This window comes from Amycolatopsis sp. NPDC041971 (genome assembly GCF_055588925.1).
The window spans coordinates 623,508-640,315 of record NZ_JBVJCE010000001.1; the positions used below are offsets into that span (position 1 = coordinate 623,508).

Consider the following 16,808-nt stretch of genomic DNA (forward strand, 5'->3'; position numbering starts at 1 on the left):
GGCGCGATGATTCACGTGGAACAACTCACTTCCGAACAGCAGCGTGGGTTGCTGGTCGAGATCGGCAAGCTCATCCGGGCGAGTGTCACCGACGCGGTGCGGCCGGCGGCCGCCGATTTCCGGCAGGCCGGGGAGTACACCGAACTCGAGGGCCACAACGTCGTACCCGCTCCCGAGCTGAACGAGCTTTTCGGCAGGCTTCGCACCGGTATGTACACCACCGGCCGCGGAACCTGGCTCCAGTCGCGGTTCACGCTCAACCCCGACGGCACCTTCGACTTCGACTTCACCCTCGACGACGAACCGGCGTGGTCCAGGACCCCGCCCGCTTCGGCGTATCCGGACGAGCTGGCCGCGTTCCCGCGCGAGGACGAGCACGTCCCGGACTGGTGGCGGCTGCGCGCGCAGTTGCCGTTGCGCGTCGAGTTCCGGCACGCCCGGATCGTCGACGCGTACACCGAGGGCGAGCCGCCGGTGGTGAACAGGCCGGAGCTCGACGAATCCGAAGCGCCGCTGGTCGCGCAGTACCTCGAGCGTGAACCGGCGATCCTCTCCGGCAGCGGGCTCGGCAAGGACATCTTCGAGCCGGAAGCCGACGACGACGTCCCGGAGAGCTACCACACCGACGGCACCTGGATCTGGCACGCGTCCGTACCGCACTACCTGCGGAAATACGGGATCCCGCCGGAGCCGGAGCTGGTCGAGCACATTCGCGGCCAGCGGTTCCAGCCGCCGTATGTCGAGCACCTCGTGCGGCGGACCGCGGAAGCGGATCTGCTCGGCAAGCCGAGGCCGAAACCGGGCCGCTCCGACGTCAAGAAGACCGAGGGCGACATCGCCGCGGAGCTGGAGACGTCGCCGAATCCGGTCCTGACCGACGAAGAACTCCTCGTCGTGCTGGTCAGCAGGCTCGGTGAGCACGGCGTCTGGCCGGAGGCGTACCGCATCGGCGATCGCGCGGACGGCGCCTGGTGCCTCAACTTCACCGAGAAGGGCTGGGAGGTCGCGGCCTATTCGGGCGGTGCCCCGGTGTCGCCGAAATTCTTCGACAAGCTCGACGACGCGGCTCACCAGCTTCTCGGCGCCCTCCTGCTGCATCCGGCGAGGATGACCGCCGGGCACGAGACGCCCCTGGAGACGGCGAAGGAACTCGCCGATTGGCCGGTGCAGGCGGCGCCGGGTGAGCCTCCCCTCACCTTGCTCCGCAACAAACGCGTCAGCCGGATGGTCGCCGGTACGGTCGTACTGCGGTTCGGCGAGGAAACCGGCAATCTGGTTCACCACGGAGGGGTACGGTTCGCCACGACGTCCCTGCCGCTGGAACGGGAGCGCGTCGGTGGGACCTACCGGCTGCGACGCCCGCTCCACGTGATCATCGGTGTCACCGTCCCTTGGGCGAACATGCCCGGCGGGGCGGTGGCCTACGTGCTCCCGAGGACCATCGCCGAGCACGTGTCCGACGGCAGCCTGGAGAGGATCGAGTAGGTGGAATCGGCGGAAGCGGTAGCCAAGGTCGAAGAGTGGCTGCGCGCGGTCCACGGCCCGGACGTGTCCGAACCGGGCGGCGCCGGCCTGCGCGTGAATCACGAGAAGGTCCTGCGCATCCCCGAGGGCTGGTCGGTCCCCTACAACACGATCGCGTACCTCGACGAGGGTCATGCCGAGAAGGAGATCTTCCCGCCGCCGTCGGTGATCGTCCGCGAACCGGACGGCGAACTGCGCCAGGCGCATCCGCAGCCCGGCGGGCTCAGCGTCCCGGTCGCGTTTCCCGGCCAGGAGGCGTGGCGTGAGGTCGTCGACCCCGAGTACGCCAAGGCCGGACTGGGTGACCTCGGGGTTCCGCCCGCGGTCGTCGCGGGCTGGGTCCAGGTCAACGCCGAAGGTGTCCAGACCGGGCAGGAGCGGGAGAACCCCGAGTACAAGGCCGGTCCGATCCGCCGTGGCTACCCGAAGCCGGAGAACAGGCTCGAAACGCTGCTGTCGTTCGCCAGCGTCGGCTGGTTGACCAGGGAACAGCTGCTCATCGGGCTGCTGCGCTGCGAGGTCTACGTCCCGGTCGACCTGGTGTCGGGCAAGACGGAGCGGTTCTACTTCAACGAGGAACGCGCCGAGCTGAGGGTGTTCAGCTCGACCAGGAACCTGCCGTCCCGCGAACACGGGTACTGGAAGGTCGACATCGCCACCCTCGCCGGGTACGAAAGCCCGCCGAACCTGGTCATCAACGGTGGCCCGGCGACGTTCGAGGACGTCGGCGGAGCCGAACTCGCCGAGACCGCCCAGCGGTTCCCGCGCCGGGACACACCTGTCGACGGTTACGAACGCTGCCCGGAAGCGGATCCGGAACTGGAGACCCTCGCCGCCGAAACCGCCGCGAAGATGGGTCTGTCCGAACCGGTGAAGCCGCCGCTGGCCCCCGCCGAACGGGCCCGCCGCCGCGGATTCGAACTGACCGCCGAGGAATGCCAGAAGACCGTCCTCGGCCAGTCGTGGCTGGCGCGGCTCAAGCAGCCGGAACCGCCGCGCGGCCGCCCGAACGACCTGCGGGCGAACGGGCTGGCACCGGGCTACGACAACGAGGGGCAAATCCAGCCGCGTCTGGACACCTTCGGGAAGTACTTCGAGCGAGACCGCTCCAGCTCGCGTTACGGCTGGCAGCGCGTCACGGGCGCGTACGTGGGCTTCGCGCTCGGCGAGGCTCTCGGAGCGGCTGTCGACCGGATGCGGCTCGACGAGATCCACACCACCTACGGCATGGACGGGGTCACCGATCTGCCGGTCGCGTTCGACCTGCCCGGCCGGATCGGGCCGCTCACTCAGCGGCTGCTGTTCTACACCGAGGCCGTCATCCGCAGCCCGCATCGCGAGCAGCCGGAGAACCGCTCCGCCGAACAGGCGCTCGGGACGGTCGCCCGCAACTCGCTGATGCGCTGGCTGCACACCCAGGGCGCGCCGCTGGAGAACGCCGACGGCTGGCTGGTGAAGGTGCCGGAACTCCGCGTCCGCCGCACCCCCGACGACGCCGAACTGAACGCCTACCACGCGCTGGCGACCATCTCCCCGACGGCGATGCCGATGAGCGGACCGGAGGCGCTGGTCGCGGCCCTGCCGGCGGCGATGACCGCCGCGGGACCGGGGACCGCGATGAGCGGCGGTGTCCGCCAGGCGGTCCGTGACCTCGTTTCGGTCACTCATCCGGGGGAGGTCGACGTCGAAGCGGCGACCTACCTGACCTGGCTGTTCGAACCCGCGTTGACCTCGGAGGCGTTCAGTTATCCGGTCTGGAACATCTCCCGCGAGATCTTCAGCGACCAGAACCCGCACCAGCGGGGGCCCGTCTGGGCGGATCTCAAGGCGATGGTCGCGGAATCGGTGCCGTTCTTCGGCAAGCACGGCCTGCCCGATCTGCGGGTCCCGGAGCTGATCGGCGACGGCAAGGGCACGCTTTCGGTGCTGGGACGCGCGTTCGCGGCGCTGTCCGGCTTCGAGAACTACCCGGAGCAAGCGCTGCTGCGGGCGGTCAACCACTCGGGCCGCAGCGCGATCACCGGCGCCATCGCCGGTGCGCTGCTCGGCGCCCGCACCGGCATCCCCGGTCTGCCGCAGAAGTGGGTCGATCAGCTGGAACTGCGCTACCTGGTGGAGAACATCGCCACCGACGCGTTCTGGCACTTCGACCGCCATTCGGCGCTGCACGAGGTCGACGGCTGGGCCCAGCGGTATCCCCGCTGGTGAACGGTCAGAGCCGACGGCGGAGCTGAGATGGAAGCTGAAAGTGACCGAGGGCGTGAACCCGCCCTGCCGAAGGCCCCGCTATCGCGGTGGCAGGACGCCCTTTCGACCACTGTGACGTGGATGACCAGGCAGCGTCCTGCCGACGTCGATCGCGGTCGCGGGTTCACCAACAGGCCAGGATGGGGACGATGAACGAAGAGGAAGCCGTCAGCCGGGTCGAGGAATGGCTGGCAGGCCGAGGCGGGGAGGGCACCGGCGCGTTGCGGGTCCGCCGCGACTACGTCGTGCGCGCGACCGACGGCTGGAACGTCACCTACAACACCGTCGGCTGGCTCGACGGGACCGATCCGGGCGTGGGTCTCTTTCCCAGCCCGGTCGCCTTCGTGCCGGACGACGGCGGTGAGATCCGGCTCGACCTGGAGCTGATGGCGGTTTCGGCGGCGGGTGGCGACAGTGACGCCTTCACCCGTTGGGCCGAGGTCGCCGATCCCGAATTCGACCCGGCCGCGGTCCCCGGCCTGCCCGTCCCGAAGGCGGCGATCCTGCGCTGGGAGCAGCACACGCTTTACGGCGAGCCGACCGGCGCGGTCCGCGCGAATCCGGAACACCGGCCGGGGCCGCGGTTCTCCGGCCGTCCGGCGCCGGAAAGCCCCGTCGAGACGCTTCTCGGTTACCTCCGCGTCGAGTGGATCACGCCGGAGGAGTTCGTCCACTGGATGCTCGACCTCGACGTCCTGGCCCCGGCGAAGGACGGCCACCTGCAGGTCCGCGACTTCGGCGACGCCGGCGTGCGGTTCGTCGTCTACACCTCCGAGGCGCAGGTGCCGTCGGAGTACACGATGTGGCAGCGAATCCAGCCCCGCGTGCTGCTGCGCCGGGCCAAGGACAACCCCGGAGTCGGTCTGCTGGTCAACCCGGGACGGCCGGAGACCTTCAACGTCTACCCGGAGACGCTCCGGCAGGTCGCCGACCTCGAACTCCCGGCGGGAACCGAACGCCCCGAGTCCGTCGGGCGTCCCGCCTACTTCAGCGGGGAGTACGACGGCGCCGCCGTCGCGAACCTGCGGAGTCTCGTCGACCAGGCGAGGGACAACGGCTACCCGCTGAGCGAGAGCGAACTCGTCCGCTACACGCGGGCCGCGACGCTGTCGTTCGAGCACTCCCGGGCGAAGTACGACGGGCGTCCGCTGCCGGAACTGCCCGAAAACCTGTTCGCCAACGGCCTGGTGACGCACTTCTACGACAACGGCGAACCGCGCCCGAGCGCCTGGACGTTCGGGAAGTTCTACAACCCGACGCTCCCTGTCGGCAGCTTCGCGTACCCACGGCTTCTCGGCGCGTACGTCGGCTTCGCGCTCGGAGACGCGCTCGGCTCGGGCGCGGATCCCGCCGACGGCCTGCCACTCGGCGGGCTGACCCGGCAGTTGCTGTTCCACACCGAATCGGTGATCCGCGGCCTGGACCCGACTCCGGACAAGCCCGAAATCCCGGCGTCGCTGCCCGCGGGCGGACGGCCGGACGGCTGGGTCGCCAAGGCGACGGAAGGCGCGGGTCATCCCCCCGCGGAGTTCTCCGCGATGCTGGTGACCGCGCTCGCCGCGACGGTGACCGGCGGCGTTCAAGGCCCCGCCGACAGTGCCTTCTACGCGATGAAGGTGGTCCGTGAGCTGGTCGGTTCCGCGGCGGGCCACGAGGTCGTCCACGGCGCCGAACTGCTGGTCAACCTGTTCCGCGCCCAGCTCGCGGCCCGCGACGGCCAACCGGCGGTCGCGAACTTCCTCGAAGGGTTCGACGACTACAGCGGCGAGGTGGGCGACCTGGTCAAAACCGTGCTCGACCTCAGGAACGACGTCGACGGCGGTAGTGCCGCTGACGTCGAGCAATTCGACAGCATCGGAGACGGCCGGGCGCCGCTTTCGGTGCTCGGCAGGGCGCTGTTCGCCGCCGCCAAACGAGGCCACGACCCCGAGGCGGCGCTCGCGCTTGCCGCTCGTGGCGGCGCGGTGACCGGGGCGCTGACCGGGGCGATGGTGGGCGCCAGGCTCACCGTGCCCGGTCTGCCGGAGGCCTGGCTCGCCGCGTATCCCGACCTCGGCGTCGTCGACGCCATGGCGGGCGACGCCTATTACTACTTCAACCGCTTCGGCCTGCCCCGCGAACCCGAAGAGCGGCGGCGCTGGGACGCGAAACGGTACCCAAGAGGAGATCAGTAAAGAAATGCGCGAGTGGCTTCAGAACCCGGCGACCAGGTCGCGGCTGCGCGGCAGCCTGTACGCCGGGGCGCTCGGCGACGCGCTCGGCGCGAAGACCGAGTTCGACTCGATCGACCGCATCCGAGAGATCGCCGGACCGACCGGGATCACCGGCCTCATCCCCGCGTACGGCGGCCTCGGGCGGATCACCGACGACACCCAGATGACGCTGTTCACCCTGGAAGGCCTGATCAGGGCTAGTGTCAGCGGCCGGAGGCAGCAGGGGACCTTTGCTACCGCGCACGGCACAGAGCCCGTCGAACAGTCGTTGCAGCTGGCCTACCAGCGCTGGCTGCACACCCAAGGCGTCTCCTGGGAGCGGGCTCGCGGCCCGGAGAACACGAGCCCGGAACCGGACGGCTGGCTGATCACGAACCGGGAGCTGTTCAGCCGTCGCGCGCCCGGCCTCACCTGCTTCAGCGAGCTGGAGGCGTACGGAAAGACGGGAGTGCGCGCCGGCATGGCCAAGCCGGTGAACAACTCGAAGGGCTGTGGCGGGATCATGCGCGCGGCGCCGGTCGCGCTGTGGTCGGACGACCTCGCCGAGGTGTTCCGGCTCGGCGCGGAGAGCGCGGCGCTGACCCATGGTCACCCGAGCGGGTATCTCTCGTCGGGTGCTTTCGCGGTGATCGTGCACGAACTGCTGCGCGGGAAACCGCTGCTCGACGCCATCACGACCGCCCGTGCCGAACTGGAGAAGTACCCGGGGCACGAGGAGCAGAGCGTCGCGCTGGACCAGGCACTCGCCCTCTCCGAGGAGGGGCCGCCGACGCCGGAGAAGCTCGAGACGCTCGGACAGGGGAACATCGGCGAAACCGCGCTCTCCATGTCGGTCTACGTCGCCCTGACCACCACGGACCCGAACGTCGCGCTGCTCGCGTCGGTGAACCACAGCGGCGACAGCGACTCGACGGGATCGGTCTGCGGGAACCTCGTCGGCGCGATGTACGGCGAGGAAGAACTCGAGACCGGCTGGCTCGCGGAGCTGGAGCTGAGCGAAGTGATCGGACAGCTGGCGGACGACGCGCTCGCGGAATTCGGCGGAAACGCGCCGGGTGACGACCGGTGGTACGCCCGCTATCCGGCCCACTAGATTTACCTCCGGTTTGGGGAACTTGGGGAGGGGACACATCGTGCGTTACCGGGTACAAGCGGCGGAGCGGCCGGATGGCCTGTACGCCGTCTGGGGGGACACCGTCTTCGCGGCCCAACGGTCGACCGAAGACGGCACGCTGCTGCTCATCGCGCCGCCGGGGGAAGCGGCGCCGGAGGGATTCGACCGCGACTGGAACGGGCGGCCCGCCCGCGTGGTGCTGAACGGCGAAACCGGGGCGACCTTCAGCCTCCAGTCGTACGGCCGGTTCGACGACGAGCACTTCCAGATCGCGCCGAACACCGGCGGCGGCGACCTGACCTTGCGCTGGGCGGGCGAGGACGCGGCCCGCGCGGCGGAACTGGGGCTGACGGACTTCTCGACCACGGCCGCGCCGTCACGGCTGACGGCGTTGTGGCAGACCAGGCACGACTTCGTCGAGACGCCGGAAGCCCGGCCGGCGCCCGGAACGGGTGACCAGGCCGCGCTGCTGCGCGCCATCGGCCGGACCCTGCTGCGGGTGCTGCCGCCGGGCTGGCAGCGGGTCGGCGCCCAGTTCCGGCAGGTCGGCGACTATTCCGAACTCGAGGTCCGCTCGGTCGGCGACGAGGGCAACGGCCCGGTGTCGGTGTCGATCGCGGCCCCGCCGGAGCTCGGCTCGCTGTTCGCGCGGTTGCGTGCGGCGATGCACCAGCCCGAGACCGGCACCTGGTTCCAGGGCACCTTCACGCTCGACTCGGAATCGCGTTTCGACTTCGACTTCGACGCCGAGCAGGAACCCACGTGGCGGCTGGCGCCGAACGAGGGCGGAAAGCCGTCGCCGCGCGCGTACGCCACCGAACTCACCATCTTCCCGCGCGACAAGAAGCACGTCCCGGCCTGGCTCTCGGCCAAGGCGGGCCTGCCGCTGGACGTGGTGTTCCGGCACGCGAAGGTCGTCGACGCGCACAACGAGGGCGAACGGCCGGTCGTCACCCGGCCGCCGGTGCCGCCGGAAATGATGCGCGGCGTCCTGGACTACCTCTTCCGCTCGCCGGTGGCGCTGACCCGCCCGGGTCCGCAGCCGGACATCTTCACCCCGAACGGCCCGCCGGACGTGCCGAACGCCTTCCACACCGACGGCGTCTGGGTCTGGCCCGCGGCCGTGCCGCACTACCTGCGCAAATACGGCGTGCCGCCGGAGCCGGAACTGGTCGAGCACATCCGGGCCGCCGGATTCCGGCCGCCGCTGGTCGGTGAGCTGGTGCGGGCGACCGCCGAGGCGGAGATCGTCGGCAAGCCGCGGCCGCCGCAGACCGCCGCGGACCTGCCGGACGAAAGCATCCGCACCCGCGTCGAACGGGACGGCGAACCCACCCGCGACATCCGGGCCGTCGAGGTGCTGGACGTGCTGTACCAGCGGCTGGCGGAACACGGGGTCGCGCCGACGTCGTACCGGATCGGCGCGAACGCGGTCCCGGAGCCGGGCCGGTGGACGTTGCGCCGCACCGAGAACGGCTGGGAGGTCTCGCGTCCGCCGACGGACGAGCCGGTGGCGTTCGCCAAACTCGAAGAGGCGGCGCGGTTCTTCCTCGGCACCCTGCTGCTGTACCCGGCACGGGCCGCGGTGGGCGCGAACGAGGAGGCCGACAACCCGGCCGACTGGCCGATCCTGCCGCTGCGGGGCGAACCACCGCTGAACTTCTTCCGCCGCAAGCGGATCGTCGTCCTGCCGGCGGGCACCACGGTGCAGCGGTTCGGGAACGAGACCGGCAACCTCGTGCACGCCGAAGCGGCGCGCTTCATCGAGACGTCGCTGGCCGCGGACCGCGAACGCGAGCGCCGTCTGTACCGCGTCCTGCGGCCGCTGCGCGTGGTCACCGGCATCACCGCGCCGTGGAACGGGACACCGGGCGGGGCCGTGGCCTACGTCCTGCCGCGGCCGCTCGCCCAGCACCTCGAAACCGGCGCGCTCTCCCGCATTTAGTCCTCTGAATGCGGGTCTTCGCACGCTAAATCGACTTGGCGGCCAGCTCGTAGGACCGGGTCCGCGCTGCCGGGTCGTACACCGGTGTCGTCAGCATCAGCTCGTCGGCACCGGTGGCCGCGGCGAGGTCCCTCAGCGCCCGCCCCACCTTCTCGGGCCCGCCGTGTGCCTGCACGGCGGTGAACTGCGCGACCAGCTCGGCGGATTCCGGCGCGATCTCGTGCGCGGCCGCCCGATCCGGGGTCGGGAAGGCGAGGTCGCCGCCTTCGCCCTTGAGCAGGTACGACTTGATCACCGCGCAGGGTCCGGCGAGATGGGCCGCTTCCGCGTCGGTGTCCGCGCAGATCGTCTCGACGCAGAGGATCACGTACGGTTTTCCGCGCCACTGTGACGGCTTGAAATTCGCGCGATAGGCCTGCAGCACCTCGGCCGTGTGCTGCGGACGGATGTGGTGCGCGACCGCGATCGGCAAACCGAGTTCGGCCGCGAGCGAGGCGCCGGCCGCGCTGGAACACAGCAGCCACGGTTCCGGCGCCGGCGCCTCTCCTGGCAACACCCGGATACCGGTCTCTCCGGCCAGATGACCCAGCAACTCGGCGACGTCGGCGCGGTACTCGTCGTCCGTCGCCGGGTCCGCGCCCCGTCGCAGCACGCGGATGATCTTCTCGTCGAACGTGCCGGGGCCGCGCCCGACGCCGAGGTCGATCCGGCCGGGGTTCAACGCCGAAAGCGTCGCGAACTGCTCGGCGATCGCGAGCGGGGCGTGGTTCGGCACCATCACCCCGCCGGAACCGATCCGGATCGACGACGTCACCGCGGCGAGATGCGCGGCCAGCACCGACGGTGAGGCCGTCGCGATGGCGGGCGAGCCGTGATGCTCCGCGATCCAGACGCGGTTATATCCCAGTTCCTCCAGTTTTTCGGTGACGGCGGCTGTCGAAGCGAGTACTTCGGTGGCCGCGCGGCCGTCCTCGACGATGGCGAGTTCGAGCGCGGAAAGCGGGATCCCCATACCCCCAACGTAGCCAAACTCAGGACGCGCTGATGAGCACCGCGGGCGACCACCAGTAGTCCGCCAGCGGCTCGATCCGGATTCCGGTGAAGCCCGCTTCCTTCAGCTGCGAGGCCCAATCGGTGGCGGGCTGCTCCCAGTTCGTGCGGCCCGTCCCCGGTTTGACGAGGCCGAGCAGGATCGGCAGCAGGAACCCCTGCGCCACCAGTGACGCGTCCTTGCCGTACTCCGAGATCCCGCGTTCGTAGCGGGTGACCAGGGAAAGGAGATACTCGGTGGAGTCTTCGTCGTACTCGGGCACGTCGAACTCGGCGAGCACCAGGCAGGCGGTGCGCGGCCGGAGCGCGCGGAGGACCTCGGTGCGCTCGGCGGTCGGGATCGATTGGAGCGCGAACGTCGACTGCGTCAGCTGCCACTGCCTGTCGTCGTCGCGAGCGAGGAAGTCCTGCGCGGTGGCGTCCCAGGTGTGCAGGCCGTGGGTGCCGTCGAGGTGCTTGCGCGTTTCCGCGAGCAGCGCGCTCGACGGCTCGACGAGGTCGATGCGGCCCGGCTGCCGGTCCGCCTGTTCGAGGGCGGGGACGACGGCGAGCCCGTCGCCGCAACCGAGGTCGAGCAGGGAGCCGACGCTGCCGTAGCGCCGGGCGAGCATGGCGCTGAGCGAGCGGTAGAGCTTGACGTTCCCGCCGCCGCGGATGAACGCCGTGAACGCGGCGGGCTGGTCGTACACCCCTTCTCCGCCGCCGCCTTCGGTCAGGTACCGGTGCAATTCACGGCCGAGTGTGGATCCGGCGCGCTCGGCGAGGTCCGCTGCCTTGGCCCGGTCACCGTCGCGGTACGCGGTGAGCGCTTCGGCCAGGACGTCCGTTCTCTTCATGTTCTCCTGTTTACCGTCAGAACGGCACCCACAGGGTGACTCTGGTGCCATTGCCCGGAGCCGACTCCACCCTCGCGGTCCCGCCGACCTCGTTCAGCCGGGCGGTGATGGACTCGCTGATCCCGAATCCGGCCGGCCGGGAATCGATGCTGAATCCGGCACCGTGATCACGGGTGATCACCGTGACACCGCCGTCCTGCTCCTCGACGCGTACGACGACCTTGTCCGTCCCGGCGTGTTTGAGGGTGTTGCGCAGGGACTCGCGGACGGCGTCACGGATGGCGATCTGCCGGACCTCCGAAAGCGTGTCGTCGTCGAGTTCGGCGATCACGAGCTGGGCGCGCAGGCCGTCGCGCGCCATCTCCGCCGCCAGCGACGCGAGCTTCTCACCCAGCGGCCGAGACCCGGCCTCCGAACGTTCCGAAGCCTCGTTCTCGATCGTCCGCCGCAGTTCCATCGACTGCGCCCGTGCCAGCCGTTGTACCTCGGCGAGCCGCGTGGCCGCGTCGCCCTTGTTGGTCAGCGCGATGGCTTCGAGGGTCTGCAGCACCGAGTCGTGCAGCATCCGGTGCTGGCGGGCGCGTTCGGCGATCCGGCCGTTGCGGATGCCGTACGCGAGAGCGAGCCGGGTCCCGAGCCCGATCAGGACGAGGGCGCCGCTCGCGGTGAAGAGCACGCCGAGGATCGACGGGAAGGTGGCCATGGCGTCGCCGGGTGCGGCTTGGCCGGTGCCGAACAGGGACGCGAGCATCCGCACCGGGAAGCTGACGACGGCGAGCATCGCGGCGGCGGGCATGCCCAGCGCCAGCGCCAACAACGCGACCTCACCGAGCAGGTGTTTGCCGGGCACCGCCATCGCCTCGGTGAAGACCGACGCCGGCACCAGCGCCCCCACCGCGAGCGGCGCGAGCAGCGTGAACACGAGGTCGAGCGCCAGCAGGCGGACGGCGTGCTGCGGGCGGAACGGCGCCGAGCGCAGCATCCACCGGATGCCGTACAGCGAGAGCGCGACCGACCCGAGTGCCACCAGCCCGACCGGGCCGATCCCGATCATGCCGTGCGTGGAGACGTAGACGCCGAACGCGCCGGGCACCGCGAAGAGCCGATAGACCAACGGGACGAGCGCGACGTAGCGGGCCGCTCTGAGCAGGAGGTTGTCGCGATGGGCGGTGTCGATCGGGCCGGACATGTGCTGGATCCGCCGGAGCGCGCGCATCGGTGTCGGGTCGCCGACCTCGTCGGACAGCTCGCTCGTCGCCGTGGCCAGCGCGGGCGCGCCACGACGCAGCAACGTCACCAGAAAACTGGGCGGCCGCTTCGCCATGGACTTTCCCCCTGCCCGGAGCACCGGCAGGAGTATCCCCGTTCACGCCGGATGGATCCAGAGACCAACGGGGTCCATCTCAGCCGATGTCGTTTTCGGCTGCCCACTTCCTCAACTCGGCGACCGCTTCGTCGTGCTCCAGCGGACCGCGGTCGAGCCGCAGTTCCTTCAGGTGCTTCCACGCCTTGCCGACGTCCGGCCCCGGCTTGAGCCCGAGGATCCGCATGATCTCCTCGCCGTTGAGGTCCGGCCGGACCCGGTCGAGGTCCTCCTGCGCCTGGATCAATTCGATCCGCCGCTCGAGGTCGTCGTAGGTCGCCTGCAGCGCGGCCGCCTTCTTGCGGTTGCGCGTGGTGCAGTCGGCGCGCACCAGCTTGTGCAGCCGGGGCAGCAGGTCGCCGGCGTCGGTGACGTAACGCCGCACCGCCGAATCGGTCCATTCGCCCTTGCCGTAGCCGTGGAACCGCAGGTGCAGGAACACGAGCTGGCTGACGTCCTGGACGATCTCCTTCGAGAACTTCAGGGCACGCAAACGCTTGCGGGCCATCTTCGCGCCGACGACCTCGTGATGGTGGAAGCTCACCCCACCGCCGGGTTGGAACTCGCGCGTCGCGGGCTTGCCGACGTCGTGCAGGAGCGCCGCGAGCCGCAGGATCAGATCCGGTTCCGACGTCGGTTCGTGGGTCTTCTCCAGGTCGATCGCCTGCGCGAGCACGGTCAGCGAGTGCTGGTAGACGTCCTTGTGCTGATGGTGTTCGTCGATCGCCAGCCGCATGCCGGGCACCTCGGGCAGCACACGGTCGGCGAGGTGGGTGTCGACCAGCAGCTCGATACCGGGCCGCGGGTCGTCCGCCAGCAGCAGCTTCGACAGTTCGGCCTGGACGCGTTCGGCGGTGATCCGGTCGATCTCGTCGGCCATCGACGTCATCGCGTCGATCACCCGCGGTGCCGCGGTGAACTCGAGCTGCGCGGCGAACCGCGCGGCCCGCAGCATGCGCAGCGGGTCGTCCGCGAAGGACTCCTGCGGGGTCGCCGGCGTGTCGAGCACCTTGTCCTGCAGTGCCTGGAGCCCGCCGTACGGGTCGACGAAGGTCTTGTTCGCCAGGTCGATCGCCATCGCGTTGACGGTGAAGTCGCGGCGAAGCAAATCTCCCTCGATGCTGTCGCCGAAGGTGACCTGGGGGTTGCGGCCGACGCGGTCGTAGCTGTCGGCGCGGAACGTGGTGATTTCCAGCGTCATGCCCTGTTTGGTCACGCCGACCGTGCCGAACGCGATACCGACGTCCCAGACCGCGTCGCCCCAGGCGCTGACGATCTTGAGCACCTGGTCCGGCCGGGCGTCGGTGGTGAAGTCGAGGTCGTTCGACAGCCTGCGGAGCATCATGTCGCGGACGCTGCCGCCGACGAGGTACAGGCTGTGCCCCGCCTTCGCGAAGAGCTTCGCGAGCTCGTCCGCCAGCGGGGAGACGCGCATCAGCTCGATCACGGCTTTCTGCATCGCAGTGCTCTTCCCCGCAATCGCCTGCCCGGCGACCACCTTGTTCACGACAATCCCACCACGATTTGGATGTACTTACTACGGCCGGGCCCAACACGGGCACGGTGAGCCAGCGTACCCGTACCGCCGTTTGCTCTAGCATCGCAGCATGTCTGGATCAGCCGGCCGCTCCGGCGCTTCGAAGCCGGGCCGCCGGCGGAGGCGCAGGCGGGGAAGGCGGCTGACCACGGTCGACGAAACCTCGGCCGGTGGACTCGTCGTCGACGCCGAACGGGCGAACGCCGCGCTGATCGGGCGGCTCGATCGGCACGGCAGATTGTTGTGGTCGCTGCCGAAGGGCCACATCGAGGACGGGGAGACTCATGCGCAGACAGCGGTGCGCGAGGTGCGCGAAGAGACCGGCATCTCCGCGCAGGTCCTCCAGCCACTCGGCACCATCGACTACTGGTTCGTGGCCGAGCGTCGGCGGGTGCACAAGACGGTGCACCATTTCATCCTGGAATCCACCGGCGGCGAACTTTCGGACGAGGATGTCGAGGTGACCGAAGTCGCCTGGGTGCCGCTCGCCGACCTGGAGACCAAACTCGCCTACTCCGACGAGCGCAAGCTGGTCCGGAAGGCCAAAGAATTCTTCGCGCAACAGCACACCGCCGAGGGAGCACCTGAGTGAAGCGGCTTGCCGCCACTGTCCTGTCGATCCTGTTCCTGGTTCTGCCCGCGTTGCCCGGTGCGGTCGCGCAGGCGCAGGAGCAGCCCCGGCTGCGCGTGGACCTCGACGAGTTGAACCCCCGTGTGGTCTCCACGACCTCGACTTCGCTCACCGTCACCGGCCGCGTCACCAACGTCGGCGACCGGACGATCAGCAAACTGGGCGTCCGGCTGCAACTGGGCACCCGGTTGCAGACCGAGCAGCAGATCGGCGACGTCCTCGCGGGCGACAAGTTCAAGGACCTCGCGGCGACGGAGTTCGTCGACCTAGTGCCGGACACCCTGGAGCCGGGCCAGAGCGCCGCGCTGAACCTCGCCGTCCCGCTCGGCCAGTCCTCGAAGCTTCAGTTCCCGAAGCCCGGCGTGTATCCGCTGCTGGTCAACGTCAACGGCACCCCGGACTTCGGCGGGCCGGAACGGCTCGCGGCGGTCACCCTGCTGATGCCGGTGCTCGGCATCCCCGGCAGGGCGCCGGCGTCGCGTCCGCCGTCCGCGCCGCCTGCGCCGTCTGCGAGCCTGCTGTGGCCGATCGCGAACAGCACCGTGCACGTCGTCTCGGCCCCGTTCGGCGGCCCGCTGACCCTGGCGGACGAGCGGCTCGCGGATGAGCTGGCCCCCGGTGGACGGCTGGACTCACTGGTCGCGGCGGCGCGCGCGGCCGAGGCGGACACGAAGGTCTCGTCGTCGTTGTGCCTGGCCATCGACCCCGACCTGGTCGTGACCGTGGACGGGATGACCCGCGGTTACCAGATCGCCACCGGCGGCGGACCCGTCCCCGGCAAGGGGGCCGACACCGCGAAGAACTGGCTCGGCCAGCTGAAGGCGCTGGTCGCGGGCCGCTGCGTGGTCACCCTCCCGTTCGCCGACGCCGACCTCACCGCGCTGACGAAGGTCCGTGCCGGCGACGCCACCGACACCGCGCTCCTGGCCAGCGCGATCGGTGGCGCCTCGACGATCAAGAACCTGCTCGGCATCCAGCCGCAGGACGGCGTGCTCTGGCCTGGCGGCGCCCTCGACGCGCAGACCGTCGAAGCGATCGGCGAGGCGGGCGTCAAAACCGTGCTGACCGATTCGGGCAAGCTCCAGTCCGATTCACCCCTCTCGGGCATGGTCGCCCTCGAAGGCACGGACCTGCGCGCGCAGCCGATCGACGCGCTGATCACGTCCGCGCTGAACGGTTCGGAGTCCACCCAGAACGGGCTCGGCGCCATCGCCTTCCGTGCCGGGCTCGGCGGGCAGACCGGCCAGGAGCGTTCGCAGCTGCTGATCGCACCGCCGCGGCATTGGGACGCGACCCGCGCCGAACTCACCACGTTCCTGGAGCGGATGGGCGAGTTCTACGCCGCGGGCCTCGTCAAGTCGGCGCCGCTGCCCGACCTGCTCGGTGAAAGCCCGTCCGGGACGGCGTCGGTCAATTACGACCCGCAGGATCTGACGGCCGCGACCAGCGGCGACGTCACCGCGAAGATGTCCCAGATCGACAACGAGACGCTGAGCCTGTCGTCGGCGATGAAGATGGATGCCACCAAACGGGTGAATCCGGCCGACGTGATCGCCCCGGTCCGGCTCGCCCTCATCCGGGCCGCCTCGACGTCGTGGCGTGGTGCGGACGCCGCGACCGTCACCGGCAACGCCCGCGGCGACCTCGACGCGATCCGCGGCCAGGTCACCGTGGAGCGGCCGAAGCAGACGATCGCGCTGGCTTCCGGCGCGTCACCGCTGCCCGCGTACATCACCAACGGCCTGCCGGTCGGCATCAGCGTCCGCACCGTGCTGAAGAACAACGTGGGCCTGCGCCCCACCGAAGCGGTCCCGGAGCGGACCGTCCCGGCCAACGGCGCCGTCAACCAGCTGCTCCCGGTCGAGGCGCTCCGGGCGGGCCGGTTCAGCGTCGACGTCTCCCTGACCACGCCCGACGGGACCAGACTCGGCACCGACGCGCGGTTCGAGCTGACCTCCACCGAATACGGCGCGATCACCATCATCATCACGATCACCGCGGCGGGCGCGTTGCTGCTGCTCGCGTCCCGCCGGATCTACCGGAGGATCAAGGACTCGCGAGCCGATCCGGCGGACGAAACCACCCCACGTGTGACCGAGGACGCACAGGTTTAAGTGTTTCCGGCCGTTGCCGATTACCCTGGGTCGAACGATGCCACCGGGCATCACGTAGCCGAGCACCGAGGATTGGGCACGCGTTGGAAAGAGAGCCGGGTGTACCGCCCGAGCGTGCAGGCCGTCCCCGGCGCGAAGGTACTCCGCCCCCGCCCCGCCGCCCCGATGGTCCGGCACGACGTCCCGAACGTCGTCCGCCGCCCCCGCAGCAGCTCCCGCCCGAACGCGGTGAGC

The 16,808-nt window shown here is 70.1% G+C and carries 11 protein-coding genes; 7 read left to right on the forward strand and 4 right to left on the reverse strand.

Annotated elements, in window-relative coordinates:
* Window positions 1–15 precede the first annotated feature (15 nt).
* The 5 genes from ACZ6DT_RS03155 (at window position 16) to ACZ6DT_RS03175 (ending at window position 9,043) form a co-directional block, all read left to right on the forward strand.
* The gene (locus ACZ6DT_RS03155) at window positions 16–1,485 is read left to right on the forward strand and encodes a TNT domain-containing protein (protein WP_465587807.1); all 1,470 of its coding nucleotides are present in this window, start codon (window positions 16–18) and stop codon (window positions 1,483–1,485) included.
* The gene (locus ACZ6DT_RS03160) at window positions 1,486–3,732 is read left to right on the forward strand and encodes an ADP-ribosylglycohydrolase family protein (RefSeq protein WP_465587810.1); all 2,247 of its coding nucleotides are present in this window, start codon (window positions 1,486–1,488) and stop codon (window positions 3,730–3,732) included.
* A gap of 188 nt (window positions 3,733–3,920) precedes the next feature.
* Window positions 3,921–5,945: a YrhB domain-containing protein gene (locus ACZ6DT_RS03165; RefSeq protein ID WP_465587813.1), complete on the forward strand. Its 2,025-nt coding sequence runs from the start codon at window positions 3,921–3,923 to the stop codon at window positions 5,943–5,945.
* Window positions 5,946–5,949: 4 nt separating this feature from the next.
* Window positions 5,950–7,077 carry an ADP-ribosylglycohydrolase family protein gene (locus tag ACZ6DT_RS03170; RefSeq protein ID WP_465587816.1) on the forward strand — a complete coding sequence of 376 codons (1,128 nt, stop codon included), beginning with the start codon at window positions 5,950–5,952 and terminating at the stop codon, window positions 7,075–7,077.
* A 40-nt stretch (window positions 7,078–7,117) separates the two neighbouring features.
* Window positions 7,118–9,043, forward strand: coding sequence for a TNT domain-containing protein (locus ACZ6DT_RS03175; protein ID WP_465587819.1), 1,926 nt, complete (start codon window positions 7,118–7,120; stop codon window positions 9,041–9,043).
* Window positions 9,044–9,068: 25 nt separating this feature from the next.
* Here the strand turns inward: ACZ6DT_RS03175 and ACZ6DT_RS03180 are convergent, their stop codons facing one another.
* The 4 genes from ACZ6DT_RS03180 to ACZ6DT_RS03195 all read right to left on the reverse strand — a co-directional run bounded on the left by ACZ6DT_RS03180 (window position 9,069) and on the right by ACZ6DT_RS03195 (window position 13,751).
* Window positions 9,069–10,055, reverse strand: a complete 987-nt coding sequence (locus ACZ6DT_RS03180; RefSeq protein ID WP_465587822.1) for an LLM class flavin-dependent oxidoreductase — start codon at window positions 10,053–10,055, stop codon at window positions 9,069–9,071.
* A gap of 19 nt (window positions 10,056–10,074) precedes the next feature.
* Entirely contained in the window at window positions 10,075–10,929 is an 855-nt protein-coding gene (locus ACZ6DT_RS03185) for a class I SAM-dependent methyltransferase (protein WP_465587825.1), read from the reverse strand.
* A 16-nt stretch (window positions 10,930–10,945) separates the two neighbouring features.
* Window positions 10,946–12,253: a sensor histidine kinase gene (locus ACZ6DT_RS03190; protein WP_465587828.1), complete on the reverse strand. Its 1,308-nt coding sequence runs from the start codon at window positions 12,251–12,253 to the stop codon at window positions 10,946–10,948.
* Between the two features lie 79 nt (window positions 12,254–12,332).
* Window positions 12,333–13,751, reverse strand: coding sequence for a CCA tRNA nucleotidyltransferase (locus ACZ6DT_RS03195; RefSeq protein ID WP_465587831.1), 1,419 nt, complete (start codon window positions 13,749–13,751; stop codon window positions 12,333–12,335).
* A gap of 148 nt (window positions 13,752–13,899) precedes the next feature.
* Between ACZ6DT_RS03195 and ACZ6DT_RS03200 the strand changes: the two genes are divergently transcribed.
* Window positions 13,900–14,421, forward strand: a complete 522-nt coding sequence (locus ACZ6DT_RS03200; RefSeq protein ID WP_465587834.1) for an NUDIX hydrolase — start codon at window positions 13,900–13,902, stop codon at window positions 14,419–14,421.
* The gene (locus tag ACZ6DT_RS03205; RefSeq protein WP_465587837.1) at window positions 14,418–16,574 is read left to right on the forward strand and encodes a DUF6049 family protein; all 2,157 of its coding nucleotides are present in this window, start codon (window positions 14,418–14,420) and stop codon (window positions 16,572–16,574) included. The genes ACZ6DT_RS03200 and ACZ6DT_RS03205 overlap by 4 nt, the downstream gene beginning before the upstream one ends.
* The last annotated feature ends 234 nt before the right edge of the window (window positions 16,575–16,808 follow it).